Here is a 13,653-nt window from a genome sequence, read left to right as displayed (position 1 = left end):
CACAACTCTTACTTTACTTGCTTAGATGAAACAGAAAAGTCTACCTCAAACAGTAGACTTTTTCATTTGTTTTATTCGTTTTTCCCTAAAAATGAAAGTATTTCTTTTCCACCATTTTTAATTTTATACCAAAGCCATTCAAATGCTTGATTAATCTCATCTATTTGACCTGTGACATTTGCTGTTGAAGCCATATATTGACCATTAATCACTGTGATATTACCATCTACCGAACCTTTTACAAGGATATCCCCATTCTTGACTACGATATCACCTGTCACAGTCTTCCCTTCAGGTACGATGACTGTTTGCCCCTCTACAACTAAGTTTGGCTGTTTGGTCACTGAAAATTCCTTATTATCATTAAAGCCTGTAAGAAGCGAGGCACTCATTAAGATACAAAACATTGCTGCTGCAACAAATATAGGATGGCGACGTAGCCATCTTTGGACACCGGCTCCTGATCTTCCTTTAGGTAGACGAACCATAACGTTTTGCTTGAAATCCAGAGGTACTGAAACGACGGCAGCACTTTTGACAAAGGCAATTGTGCTATTTAGCTCCTGCATATGTTGTCGACAGTTATCACAGCTTTGCAAATGTGCTTTTAGCTCGATTTCATGTTCACGACTAATATCACCATCTAAATATTCATGCATGTATTCACCAATATGTTTTGGACACGCATTCATAGTGAAATCCCTCCTACAGATTGCCTAATTGCTTTCTCAGAGCTTCACGCCCTCTGTGAATTCGAGTTTTGACTGTCCCAAGTGGCATATCTAAAATCTCGCTAATCTCCTGCAATGGCAATTCCTCTATATACTTTAAGACAATGACTGTTCGATATTTGTCTGGCAACTGGCTAATTTCATATTGAATTCGCTCCTGCAGCTCCATTCTTTCTACTTCTTCCTCAGGCAGCCTATCTGATGAGGAAATTTGAGAATACATATCTAGACCGTCCGTTCCAGCAACTTGTGCATCTAAGTAATAGTCCGGTTTCTTCTTCCTTATACGGTCTATACATAAATTCGTCGCTATACGGTACAGCCAAGTCGAAAATTTTCGATTCAAATCAAAAGTATGAAGATTAATATACGCACGGACAAATGCCTCCTGCGCTATATCTTCCGCTTCATGTTGATTGCCAAGCATGCGATAACAAACTTGGTACAGCTTTTGCTGGTAGAGGCTCACAATATCAGAATACGCACTTTGATCGCCTTTCAGCACTTGTTTTATTCTCTTGTTGATTAATGCGTCCATTGTGATTTCCCTCCGCCCATGCGGCTGTTATTCTATATACGAGTCGCCCATAATGTAAGTTTCATTTTTTTGAAAAAAATTTTTTAAAGCTCTAAAAAATCTTTCTTCCATAATTATAACAAATATGTAAGTAAAAATGATTCAAATTCATAAGAAACTCTTCTTTTCAGGACTTAATTACTTGCCAATAAGTTCCCATTTCAAAAAAACCTAAACTTTTCAGCAATTATAAAAGGACGGGCATGCCCGTCCTTTTACATTACATTAATTTTTCACCGAATAACGATCCCATTAAAGCAACTGCTACATCTGCTGTTTTATTTTTTTCATCTAGGATTGGATTTACTTCTACAAATTCAGCTGAGGTAATCATTTCTGATTCATATAACATCTCCATCGCTAAATGGCTTTCACGATATGTAATACCTCCTGGAACAGGCGTCCCAACTCCTGGCGTGTAAAGCGGGTCTATTCCATCTAGATCCAGTGACAAATGCAATCCATCTACATTTTTCCCTCTCAAATAAATAATTGCATCTTGAATAACTTTAGTCATTCCCACTCTATCAATTTCATGCATGGTGTACACTTTAATTCCTTTTTCTTTTATTAATTCACGTTCCCCTGGATCCACCGAGCGAGCACCTATAATTACAATATTCTCAGGTTTCACTTTTGGAGCATAATCACGAATGTTTACCAGCTTTTCATGACCAAGTCCAATACTTACAGCTAGTGGCATACCATGAATATTACCAGATGGTGAAGTATCACCTGTATTCAAATCTGCATGTGCATCATACCAAATAACTCCTAAATTCTCATAATGGTCTGATAAACCTGCAAGTGTGCCTATTGCAATACTATGATCTCCACCAAGCACAAGCGGAAAATGATTTTGTAAAACGACATCATGTACCTTATTTGCAAGCTTTGTACTGGCTTCAGTTACAGCTGATAAATTTCGTAAGTTTGTATCAGCTGATACCTCACGCTCAGATATCCCAATCTCAATATCACCCTCGTCTATCACTTCATAGCCCATTGCTTCTAATCTTTCTACAGCGCCCGCATATCGGATCGCACTTGGTCCCATATCAACCCCACGACGTGTTTGACCAAGATCCATTGGTACACCTATTAATGAAACATTTAATTTATGCATTATTTTATTCCCCCTTTGTGTATTACCTATATTGTAAATGCTAGAATCATGTTGGCTCAACCCCACAAAATTCTGAATATTTATACAAAATATTAAACACTTAAATAGAGAACAAAGTTGCAACAAAAGTAAGTACTACACTATTGTTCAAATTGAATTTATCAGTAGTTATACAAAGTTACGCACTCTATTAAAAATACCCCTTGAAAAGTATAGGGGACCCCTTATTTTTTTACACTACTAACCACAAAAAAACCTCTCTCTACAAAGTGTAGAAAGAGGTTGAAATTTTATATGAAAGTGAGCCATGTAGGATTCGAACCTACGACCCTCTGATTAAAAGTCAGATGCTCTACCAACTGAGCTAATGGCTCATAAAATTAAAAATGGCTGGGGTACCTGGATTCGAACCAGGGCATGACGGAATCAAAATCCGTTGCCTTACCGCTTGGCTATACCCCAACAATGAATAATGAATATTTTATATAAAAAAATGGTGGAGGGGGACGGATTCGAACCGCCGAACCCGAAGGAGCGGATTTACAGTCCGCCGCGTTTAGCCTCTTCGCTACCCCTCCGAAAAAAATATGGTGGAGGATGACGGGATCGAACCGCCGACCCCCTGCTTGTAAGGCAGGTGCTCTCCCAGCTGAGCTAATCCTCCATGGATATGTAAAATAATTTTTAAAAATGGTGACCCCTACGGGATTCGAACCCGTGTTACCGCCGTGAAAGGGCGGTGTCTTAACCGCTTGACCAAGGGGCCATTAATGCTGTACTGCTTAAAACAGGACAAGAATTATATTAACACTATTTAAATAAAAATGCAATACTTTATTTAAAAAATATTAAAAAATTCATCTTACTAAACAAAATTCGATATTTTTCTACTTCTGGATAAATAATTGAAAGCTTCCAACCGGGCTCGAACCGGTGACCTCTTCCTTACCATGGAAGCACTCTACCTGCTGAGCTATGGAAGCATAGACAAAAAAATGGCTCCGAAGGTAGGACTCGAACCTACGACCGATCGGTTAACAGCCGATTGCTCTACCACTGAGCTACTTCGGAACAATAATATTATCGCTTCTTTAGATGTTACTTTTATCGAACACAAATATTATTATAACAGCATATTAAAACATTTCAAGCTATTTAAGGAAAAAAGTTTTAATTATTATGCATTTAAATATACCTATATTTTTTACAGCAATTCTAACTATCATAAAAACCCTATTTAAGCGTTTTAAGGCGTTTTAAGCGTAATCTAACGTTAGATTACCAACATATATCGATTATGCTCCTAAAGGCTATTAAAATGATATTTTCATAACAATTGGTGGACTATTTTCAATTTGGATTCTTATACTTTTATACACAAACTCCACTTTTCTGTATAATTCCTGCGCAACTATATTACCATCATTAGCTGCTAGAACTATTCCATTAATAAGCGGATATTTTCCTTTTATATACATCGGTAACTGAGATAGTATGTTTGTTGCATAACCTTTTCTATAATACAAATAATTTGTTAAGCATGAGCCTAATAAAATTGTATTGGAATTATCTGAATATGACTACACATCCAAATTATTATGTAAAACAAAGAAACTCAGCATTTCACAATTATAAAATGCAATAATTGGATGCCTGTCTATATCCGTTTTACACAACTCAAGAGTAGCTAATGGCGGATTTGTAAATTGGAGCTGATATTCAGTGATTCAATACTTATCTAATAACTCTGCACATCGATTGTATATGAAAATAAGTTGAAAACGAATTATCTGATGATAAAAAGTTCCATACGCAATATGGAGAAATCAAGAATTCCACAACCCTACCTATTATAACTATTTTCTAAATAAAAAAGCACAACTGATTAAATCAGCTGTGCTTTGATGTGCCTAGCAACGTCCTACTCTCACAGGGGGAAACCCCCAACTACCATCGGCGCTAAAGAGCTTAACTTCCGTGTTCGGCATGGGAACGGGTGTGACCTCTTTGCTATCGTCACTAGACTATTTTAAGACAAGAATTATTATATCACTTCACTTAGCTAAAAGCAAGTGTTTTTTAAACTTTTTTAATAAGTTTTTCTTGTTCTCTCAAAACTGGATAAATTACATTGAAGTTTGTTAAGTAAAATTTGGTTAAGTCCTCGATCTATTAGTATTCGTCAGCTCCGTATGTCGCCACACTTCCACCTCGAACCTATCTACCTCATCGTCTTTGAGGGATCTTACTTACTTGCGTAATGGGAAATCTCATCTTGAGGGGGGCTTCATGCTTAGATGCTTTCAGCACTTATCCCGTCCACACATAGCTACCCAGCGATGCCCTTGGCAGAACAACTGGTACACCAGCGGTGTGTCCATCCCGGTCCTCTCGTACTAAGGACAGCTCCTCTCAAATTTCCTACGCCCACGACGGATAGGGACCGAACTGTCTCACGACGTTCTGAACCCAGCTCGCGTACCGCTTTAATGGGCGAACAGCCCAACCCTTGGGACCGACTACAGCCCCAGGATGCGATGAGCCGACATCGAGGTGCCAAACCTCCCCGTCGATGTGGACTCTTGGGGGAGATAAGCCTGTTATCCCCGGGGTAGCTTTTATCCGTTGAGCGATGGCCCTTCCATGCGGAACCACCGGATCACTAAGCCCGTCTTTCGACCCTGCTCGACTTGTAGGTCTCGCAGTCAAGCTCCCTTATGCCTTTACACTCTACGAATGATTTCCAACCATTCTGAGGGAACCTTTGGGCGCCTCCGTTACTCTTTAGGAGGCGACCGCCCCAGTCAAACTGCCCGCCTGACACTGTCTCCTACCCCGCTAAGGGGCATGGGTTAGAAGTTCAATACATCTAGGGTAGTATCCCACCAACGCCTCCTCCGAAGCTGGCGCTCCGGAATCTCTGGCTCCTACCTATCCTGTACAAGATGTATCAAAATTCAATATCAGGCTACAGTAAAGCTCCACGGGGTCTTTCCGTCCTGTCGCGGGTAACCTGCATCTTCACAGGTACTATAATTTCACCGAGTCTCTCGTTGAGACAGTGCCCAGATCGTTACGCCTTTCGTGCGGGTCGGAACTTACCCGACAAGGAATTTCGCTACCTTAGGACCGTTATAGTTACGGCCGCCGTTTACTGGGGCTTCAATTCGCACCTTCGCTTGCGCTAAGCACTCCTCTTAACCTTCCAGCACCGGGCAGGCGTCAGCCCCTATACGTCACCTTACGGTTTTGCAGAGACCTGTGTTTTTGCTAAACAGTCGCCTGGGCCTATTCACTGCGGCTCTCTCGGGCTTTCACCCTACTAGAGCACCCCTTCTCCCGAAGTTACGGGGTCATTTTGCCGAGTTCCTTAACGAGAGTTCTCTCGCACACCTTAGGATTCTCTCCTCGACTACCTGTGTCGGTTTGCGGTACGGGCACCTTTTACCTCGCTAGAGGCTTTTCTTGGCAGTGTGAAATCAGGAACTCCGGACATACGTCCTCGTCATCACAGCTCAACGTTATAGAAATGGGATTTGCCTCATTTCACGCCTCACTGCTTGAACATGCATAACCAACAGCATGCTTACCCTATCCTACTGCGTCCCCCCATTGCTCAAATGGTAAATAGGTGGTACAGGAATATCAACCTGTTGTCCATCGCCTACGCCTATCGGCCTCGGCTTAGGTCCCGACTAACCCTGAGCGGACGAGCCTTCCTCAGGAAACCTTAGTCATTCGGTGGACGGGATTCTCACCCGTCTTTCGCTACTCATACCGGCATTCTCACTTCTAAGCGCTCCACCAGTCCTTCCGGTCTGACTTCACAGCACTTAGAACGCTCTCCTACCACGGACATCTAAGATGTCCATCCACAGCTTCGGTGAATTGTTTAGCCCCGATACATTTTCGGCGCAGCGTCACTCGACCAGTGAGCTATTACGCACTCTTTAAATGATGGCTGCTTCTGAGCCAACATCCTGGTTGTCTAAGCAACGTCACATCCTTTTCCACTTAACAATTACTTTGGGACCTTAGCTGGTGGTCTGGGCTGTTTCCCTCTTGACTACGGATCTTATCACTCGCAGTCTGACTCCCGTGCATAAATCACTGGCATTCGGAGTTTGTCTGAATTCGGTAATCCGGGATGGACCCCTAGTTCAAACAGTGCTCTACCTCCAGGATTCTTTATCACGAGGCTAGCCCTAAAGCTATTTCGGAGAGAACCAGCTATCTCCAGGTTCGATTGGAATTTCTCCGCTACCCACACCTCATCCCCGCACTTTTCAACGTACGTGGGTTCGGGCCTCCAGTAAGTGTTACCTTACCTTCACCCTGGACATGGGTAGATCACCTGGTTTCGGGTCTACAACCACATACTCATTCGCCCTATTCAGACTCGCTTTCGCTGCGGCTCCGTCTTCTAAAACTTAACCTCGCATGTAATCGTAACTCGCCGGTTCATTCTACAAAAGGCACGCTATCACCCATTAACGGGCTCTAACTACTTGTAGGCACATGGTTTCAGGATCTATTTCACTCCCCTTCCGGGGTGCTTTTCACCTTTCCCTCACGGTACTGGTTCACTATCGGTCACTAGGTAGTATTTAGCCTTGGGAGATGGTCCTCCCAGATTCCGACGGAATTTCACGTGTTCCGCCGTACTCAGGATACACTCAAGAGAGAATGAACTTTCAACTACAGGGCTGTTACCTGCTCTGGCGGGCCTTTCCAGACCGCTTCGTTTAACTCATTCCTTTGTAACTCCATATAGAGTGTCCTACAACCCCAAGAGGCAAGCCTCTTGGTTTGGGCTATTCCCGTTTCGCTCGCCGCTACTCAGGGAATCGATTTTTCTTTCTCTTCCTCCAGGTACTTAGATGTTTCAGTTCCCTGGGTCTGCCATCAAGACGCTATGTATTCACGTCAAGATACTGCTCCATTACGAACAGTGGGTTCCCCCATTCGGAAATCTCCGGATCAAAGCTCACTTACAGCTCCCCGAAGCATATCGGTGTTAGTGCCGTCCTTCTTCGGCTCCTAGTGCCAAGGCATCCGCCATGCGCCCTTAATAACTTAACCTAAAAGTTAGTTATTAAGCCTAAAAAACTTAATAATAAAAAATGTGTTACTTAATTTGCTTCAATGTCGTTTTATCCAGTTTTCAAAGAACAATATTGGTGGAGCCTAGCGGGATCGAACCGCTGACCTCCTGCGTGCAAGGCAGGCGCTCTCCCAGCTGAGCTAAGGCCCCAAAAAAAGAAAAATGGTGGGCCTAAATGGACTCGAACCATCGACCTCACGCTTATCAGGCGTGCGCTCTAACCAGCTGAGCTATAGGCCCCTTTTTCGGAAAAATATAAGGTTTTATAAACCTTCAAAACTGAACGCAAGACGTTAATCGACAGATCCAAGATCTGTTTCCGTAATTATCCTTAGAAAGGAGGTGATCCAGCCGCACCTTCCGATACGGCTACCTTGTTACGACTTCACCCCAATCATCTATCCCACCTTCGGCGGCTGGCTCCATAAAGGTTACCTCACCGACTTCGGGTGTTACAAACTCTCGTGGTGTGACGGGCGGTGTGTACAAGGCCCGGGAACGTATTCACCGTGGCATGCTGATCCACGATTACTAGCGATTCCGGCTTCATGTAGGCGAGTTGCAGCCTACAATCCGAACTGAGAACGATTTTATGAGATTAGCATACCCTCGCGAGTTAGCGACTCTTTGTATCGTCCATTGTAGCACGTGTGTAGCCCAGGTCATAAGGGGCATGATGATTTGACGTCATCCCCACCTTCCTCCGGTTTGTCACCGGCAGTCACCTTAGAGTGCCCAACTAAATGATGGCAACTAAGATCAAGGGTTGCGCTCGTTGCGGGACTTAACCCAACATCTCACGACACGAGCTGACGACAACCATGCACCACCTGTCACCAATGTCCCCGAAGGGAAAACTCTATCTCTAGAGCGGTCATTGGGATGTCAAGACCTGGTAAGGTTCTTCGCGTTGCTTCGAATTAAACCACATGCTCCACCGCTTGTGCGGGCCCCCGTCAATTCCTTTGAGTTTCAACCTTGCGGCCGTACTCCCCAGGCGGAGTGCTTAATGCGTTAGCTGCAGCACTAAGGGGCGGAAACCCCCTAACACTTAGCACTCATCGTTTACGGCGTGGACTACCAGGGTATCTAATCCTGTTTGCTCCCCACGCTTTCGCGCCTCAGTGTCAGTTACAGACCAGAAAGTCGCCTTCGCCACTGGTGTTCCTCCAAATCTCTACGCATTTCACCGCTACACTTGGAATTCCACTTTCCTCTTCTGCACTCAAGTCTCCCAGTTTCCAATGACCCTCCACGGTTGAGCCGTGGGCTTTCACATCAGACTTAAGAAACCACCTGCGCGCGCTTTACGCCCAATAAATCCGGACAACGCTTGCCACCTACGTATTACCGCGGCTGCTGGCACGTAGTTAGCCGTGGCTTTCTAATAAGGTACCGTCAAGGTACGTTCAGTTACTAACGTACTTGTTCTTCCCTTACAACAGAGTTTTACGATCCGAAAACCTTCATCACTCACGCGGCGTTGCTCCATCAGACTTTCGTCCATTGTGGAAGATTCCCTACTGCTGCCTCCCGTAGGAGTTTGGGCCGTGTCTCAGTCCCAATGTGGCCGATCACCCTCTCAGGTCGGCTATGCATCGTTGCCTTGGTAGGCCGTTACCCCACCAACTAGCTAATGCACCGCGGGCCCATCTAGTAGTGACAGCCGAAACCGCCTTTCAGCATTTTGCCATGTGACAAAATGGATTATTCGGTATTAGCCCCGGTTTCCCGGAGTTATCCCAATCTACTAGGTAGGTTGCCCACGTGTTACTCACCCGTCCGCCGCTAAATCAGAAGAAGCAAGCTTCTTCATCATTCGCTCGACTTGCATGTATTAGGCACGCCGCCAGCGTTCGTCCTGAGCCAGGATCAAACTCTCCATAAAAGTAGTTTGAAAGCTCATTAGCTTTGCTAGCGTATCATCCGAAGATGATATCTATTTTTGTTTTGATCCACCAACAGAGTTGATGTTCAAAAACATTTATTGATTAACGTCTTGCATGTTCAGTTTTCAAGGTTCATAAGATATATATGGTGGAGCCTAGCGGGATCGAACCGCTGACCTCCTGCGTGCAAGGCAGGCGCTCTCCCAGCTGAGCTAAGGCCCCGTATGGGTATAAGTAATAATGGTCGGGAAGACAGGATTCGAACCTGCGACCCCTTGGTCCCAAACCAAGTGCTCTACCAAGCTGAGCTACTTCCCGTTAATGGCGCGCCCGGCAGAAGTCGAATCCACAACCTTCTGATCCGTAGTCAGACGCTCTATCCAATTGAGCTACGGGCGCATATATTATCACTTGTATTAAATTAAAAGAAATGGTGCCGAGGACCGGAATCGAACCGGTACGGTAGTCACCTACCGCAGGATTTTAAGTCCTGTGCGTCTGCCAGTTCCGCCACCCCGGCATATTTTGGAGCGGAAGACGAGGTTCGAACTCGCGACCCCCACCTTGGCAAGGTGGTGTTCTACCACTGAACTACTTCCGCAATATGCTGATAAACTTAAAAATTATGGTGCGGGTGAAGGGAGTCGAACCCCCACGCCTTGCGGCGCTAGATCCTAAGTCTAGTGCGTCTGCCAGTTCCGCCACACCCGCATATAATGTTTTTTAAAAAATGGTGAGCCATGTAGGATTCGAACCTACGACCCTCTGATTAAAAGTCAGATGCTCTACCAACTGAGCTAATGGCTCAAATAAAATGAATGGTGCCGGCGAAAGGAGTCGAACCCTCGACCTACTGATTACAAGTCAGTTGCTCTACCAACTGAGCTACACCGGCAATGTTTATTTGAAAAATGGTGGAGGATGACGGGATCGAACCGCCGACCCCCTGCTTGTAAGGCAGGTGCTCTCCCAGCTGAGCTAATCCTCCATATTATTCGCCTAGCAACGTCCTACTCTCACAGGGGGAAACCCCCAACTACCATCGGCGCTAAAGAGCTTAACTTCCGTGTTCGGCATGGGAACGGGTGTGACCTCTTTGCTATCGTCACTAGACTATTTTAAGACAAGAATTATTATATCACTTCACTTAGCTAAAAGCAAGTGTTTTTTAAACTTTTTTAATAAGTTTTTCTTGTTCTCTCAAAACTGGATAAATTACATTGAAGTTTGTTAAGTAAAATTTGGTTAAGTCCTCGATCTATTAGTATTCGTCAGCTCCGTATGTCGCCACACTTCCACCTCGAACCTATCTACCTCATCGTCTTTGAGGGATCTTACTTACTTGCGTAATGGGAAATCTCATCTTGAGGGGGGCTTCATGCTTAGATGCTTTCAGCACTTATCCCGTCCACACATAGCTACCCAGCGATGCCCTTGGCAGAACAACTGGTACACCAGCGGTGTGTCCATCCCGGTCCTCTCGTACTAAGGACAGCTCCTCTCAAATTTCCTACGCCCACGACGGATAGGGACCGAACTGTCTCACGACGTTCTGAACCCAGCTCGCGTACCGCTTTAATGGGCGAACAGCCCAACCCTTGGGACCGACTACAGCCCCAGGATGCGATGAGCCGACATCGAGGTGCCAAACCTCCCCGTCGATGTGGACTCTTGGGGGAGATAAGCCTGTTATCCCCGGGGTAGCTTTTATCCGTTGAGCGATGGCCCTTCCATGCGGAACCACCGGATCACTAAGCCCGTCTTTCGACCCTGCTCGACTTGTAGGTCTCGCAGTCAAGCTCCCTTATGCCTTTACACTCTACGAATGATTTCCAACCATTCTGAGGGAACCTTTGGGCGCCTCCGTTACTCTTTAGGAGGCGACCGCCCCAGTCAAACTGCCCGCCTGACACTGTCTCCTACCCCGCTAAGGGGCATGGGTTAGAAGTTCAATACATCTAGGGTAGTATCCCACCAACGCCTCCTCCGAAGCTGGCGCTCCGGAATCTCTGGCTCCTACCTATCCTGTACAAGATGTATCAAAATTCAATATCAGGCTACAGTAAAGCTCCACGGGGTCTTTCCGTCCTGTCGCGGGTAACCTGCATCTTCACAGGTACTATAATTTCACCGAGTCTCTCGTTGAGACAGTGCCCAGATCGTTACGCCTTTCGTGCGGGTCGGAACTTACCCGACAAGGAATTTCGCTACCTTAGGACCGTTATAGTTACGGCCGCCGTTTACTGGGGCTTCAATTCGCACCTTCGCTTGCGCTAAGCACTCCTCTTAACCTTCCAGCACCGGGCAGGCGTCAGCCCCTATACGTCACCTTACGGTTTTGCAGAGACCTGTGTTTTTGCTAAACAGTCGCCTGGGCCTATTCACTGCGGCTCTCTCGGGCTTTCACCCTACTAGAGCACCCCTTCTCCCGAAGTTACGGGGTCATTTTGCCGAGTTCCTTAACGAGAGTTCTCTCGCACACCTTAGGATTCTCTCCTCGACTACCTGTGTCGGTTTGCGGTACGGGCACCTTTTACCTCGCTAGAGGCTTTTCTTGGCAGTGTGAAATCAGGAACTCCGGACATACGTCCTCGTCATCACAGCTCAACGTTATAGAAATGGGATTTGCCTCATTTCACGCCTCACTGCTTGAACATGCATAACCAACAGCATGCTTACCCTATCCTACTGCGTCCCCCCATTGCTCAAATGGTAAATAGGTGGTACAGGAATATCAACCTGTTGTCCATCGCCTACGCCTATCGGCCTCGGCTTAGGTCCCGACTAACCCTGAGCGGACGAGCCTTCCTCAGGAAACCTTAGTCATTCGGTGGACGGGATTCTCACCCGTCTTTCGCTACTCATACCGGCATTCTCACTTCTAAGCGCTCCACCAGTCCTTCCGGTCTGACTTCACAGCACTTAGAACGCTCTCCTACCACGGACATCTAAGATGTCCATCCACAGCTTCGGTGAATTGTTTAGCCCCGATACATTTTCGGCGCAGCGTCACTCGACCAGTGAGCTATTACGCACTCTTTAAATGATGGCTGCTTCTGAGCCAACATCCTGGTTGTCTAAGCAACGTCACATCCTTTTCCACTTAACAATTACTTTGGGACCTTAGCTGGTGGTCTGGGCTGTTTCCCTCTTGACTACGGATCTTATCACTCGCAGTCTGACTCCCGTGCATAAATCACTGGCATTCGGAGTTTGTCTGAATTCGGTAATCCGGGATGGACCCCTAGTTCAAACAGTGCTCTACCTCCAGGATTCTTTATCACGAGGCTAGCCCTAAAGCTATTTCGGAGAGAACCAGCTATCTCCAGGTTCGATTGGAATTTCTCCGCTACCCACACCTCATCCCCGCACTTTTCAACGTACGTGGGTTCGGGCCTCCAGTAAGTGTTACCTTACCTTCACCCTGGACATGGGTAGATCACCTGGTTTCGGGTCTACAACCACATACTCATTCGCCCTATTCAGACTCGCTTTCGCTGCGGCTCCGTCTTCTAAAACTTAACCTCGCATGTAATCGTAACTCGCCGGTTCATTCTACAAAAGGCACGCTATCACCCATTAACGGGCTCTAACTACTTGTAGGCACATGGTTTCAGGATCTATTTCACTCCCCTTCCGGGGTGCTTTTCACCTTTCCCTCACGGTACTGGTTCACTATCGGTCACTAGGTAGTATTTAGCCTTGGGAGATGGTCCTCCCAGATTCCGACGGAATTTCACGTGTTCCGCCGTACTCAGGATACACTCAAGAGAGAATGAACTTTCAACTACAGGGCTGTTACCTGCTCTGGCGGGCCTTTCCAGACCGCTTCGTTTAACTCATTCCTTTGTAACTCCATATAGAGTGTCCTACAACCCCAAGAGGCAAGCCTCTTGGTTTGGGCTATTCCCGTTTCGCTCGCCGCTACTCAGGGAATCGATTTTTCTTTCTCTTCCTCCAGGTACTTAGATGTTTCAGTTCCCTGGGTCTGCCATCAAGACGCTATGTATTCACGTCAAGATACTGCTCCATTACGAACAGTGGGTTCCCCCATTCGGAAATCTCCGGATCAAAGCTCACTTACAGCTCCCCGAAGCATATCGGTGTTAGTGCCGTCCTTCTTCGGCTCCTAGTGCCAAGGCATCCGCCATGCGCCCTTAATAACTTAACCTAAAAGTTAGTTATTAAGCCTAAAAAACTTAATAATAAAAAATGTGTTACTTAAT

3 protein-coding genes, 18 tRNA genes and 5 rRNA genes are annotated in these 13,653 nt (G+C 45.8%); all 26 read right to left on the bottom strand.

The genetic code is table 11. The features are described from left to right. Nucleotides 1–71: 71 nt before the first annotated feature. Nucleotides 72–692 carry an anti-sigma factor family protein gene (locus MHH98_RS00615; protein WP_038186576.1) on the bottom strand — a complete coding sequence of 207 codons (621 nt, stop codon included), beginning with the start codon at nucleotides 690–692 and terminating at the stop codon, nucleotides 72–74. Between the two features lie 13 nt (nucleotides 693–705). Next, on the bottom strand, nucleotides 706–1,269 hold the full coding sequence (sigW, locus tag MHH98_RS00610; protein WP_038186582.1) for an RNA polymerase sigma factor SigW: 564 nt from the start codon (nucleotides 1,267–1,269) through the stop codon (nucleotides 706–708). A gap of 259 nt (nucleotides 1,270–1,528) precedes the next feature. Beyond that, nucleotides 1,529–2,434: an arginase gene (gene rocF / locus MHH98_RS00605; RefSeq protein WP_038186584.1), complete on the bottom strand. Its 906-nt coding sequence runs from the start codon at nucleotides 2,432–2,434 to the stop codon at nucleotides 1,529–1,531. Between the two features lie 301 nt (nucleotides 2,435–2,735). Beyond that, nucleotides 2,736–2,808, bottom strand: a tRNA-Lys gene (locus MHH98_RS00600). 13 nt (nucleotides 2,809–2,821) lie between these two features. Next, a tRNA-Gln gene (locus tag MHH98_RS00595) sits at nucleotides 2,822–2,896 on the bottom strand. Nucleotides 2,897–2,928: 32 nt separating this feature from the next. Next, nucleotides 2,929–3,012 (bottom strand) — tRNA-Tyr (locus tag MHH98_RS00590). A 10-nt stretch (nucleotides 3,013–3,022) separates the two neighbouring features. Further along, nucleotides 3,023–3,098: transfer RNA gene (locus MHH98_RS00585), tRNA-Val, on the bottom strand. Between the two features lie 27 nt (nucleotides 3,099–3,125). Continuing rightward, nucleotides 3,126–3,200, bottom strand: a tRNA-Glu gene (locus MHH98_RS00580). A 144-nt stretch (nucleotides 3,201–3,344) separates the two neighbouring features. Beyond that, nucleotides 3,345–3,417: transfer RNA gene (locus MHH98_RS00575), tRNA-Thr, on the bottom strand. Between the two features lie 13 nt (nucleotides 3,418–3,430). Further along, nucleotides 3,431–3,505, bottom strand: a tRNA-Asn gene (locus tag MHH98_RS00570). A gap of 837 nt (nucleotides 3,506–4,342) precedes the next feature. Then, nucleotides 4,343–4,458: ribosomal RNA gene (gene rrf, locus MHH98_RS00565) — 5S ribosomal RNA — on the bottom strand. Nucleotides 4,459–4,586: 128 nt separating this feature from the next. Next, a 23S ribosomal RNA gene (locus MHH98_RS00560) occupies nucleotides 4,587–7,516 on the bottom strand. Nucleotides 7,517–7,612: 96 nt separating this feature from the next. Beyond that, nucleotides 7,613–7,688, bottom strand: a tRNA-Ala gene (locus MHH98_RS00555). Nucleotides 7,689–7,701: 13 nt separating this feature from the next. Further along, nucleotides 7,702–7,778, bottom strand: a tRNA-Ile gene (locus MHH98_RS00550). Nucleotides 7,779–7,873: 95 nt separating this feature from the next. Further along, nucleotides 7,874–9,426 (bottom strand): 16S ribosomal RNA (locus tag MHH98_RS00545). Nucleotides 9,427–9,573: 147 nt separating this feature from the next. Then, nucleotides 9,574–9,649: transfer RNA gene (locus MHH98_RS00540), tRNA-Ala, on the bottom strand. A 19-nt stretch (nucleotides 9,650–9,668) separates the two neighbouring features. Further along, nucleotides 9,669–9,745 (bottom strand) — tRNA-Pro (locus MHH98_RS00535). A gap of 4 nt (nucleotides 9,746–9,749) precedes the next feature. Beyond that, nucleotides 9,750–9,826: transfer RNA gene (locus tag MHH98_RS00530), tRNA-Arg, on the bottom strand. Between the two features lie 32 nt (nucleotides 9,827–9,858). After that, nucleotides 9,859–9,947, bottom strand: a tRNA-Leu gene (locus MHH98_RS00525). A 6-nt stretch (nucleotides 9,948–9,953) separates the two neighbouring features. Continuing rightward, nucleotides 9,954–10,028 (bottom strand) — tRNA-Gly (locus MHH98_RS00520). Between the two features lie 25 nt (nucleotides 10,029–10,053). Further along, nucleotides 10,054–10,138: transfer RNA gene (locus tag MHH98_RS00515), tRNA-Leu, on the bottom strand. Between the two features lie 20 nt (nucleotides 10,139–10,158). Beyond that, nucleotides 10,159–10,234 (bottom strand) — tRNA-Lys (locus tag MHH98_RS00510). A 12-nt stretch (nucleotides 10,235–10,246) separates the two neighbouring features. After that, nucleotides 10,247–10,322 (bottom strand) — tRNA-Thr (locus tag MHH98_RS00505). A gap of 17 nt (nucleotides 10,323–10,339) precedes the next feature. Further along, nucleotides 10,340–10,415, bottom strand: a tRNA-Val gene (locus MHH98_RS00500). Nucleotides 10,416–10,424: 9 nt separating this feature from the next. Continuing rightward, nucleotides 10,425–10,540 (bottom strand): 5S ribosomal RNA (rrf, locus tag MHH98_RS00495). Nucleotides 10,541–10,668: 128 nt separating this feature from the next. Further along, nucleotides 10,669–13,598: ribosomal RNA gene (locus MHH98_RS00490) — 23S ribosomal RNA — on the bottom strand. Together the 16S, 23S and 5S rRNA genes with 11 tRNA genes alongside form the textbook arrangement of a ribosomal RNA operon. Nucleotides 13,599–13,653 lie beyond the last annotated feature (55 nt).

The organism is Viridibacillus sp. FSL H8-0110 (assembly GCF_038003565.1).
Lineage (GTDB): Bacteria > Bacillota > Bacilli > Bacillales_A > Planococcaceae > Viridibacillus > Viridibacillus arenosi.
Note: the sequence above shows the minus strand (reverse complement) of the source record. Positions and strands in the feature narration are given on the sequence as shown.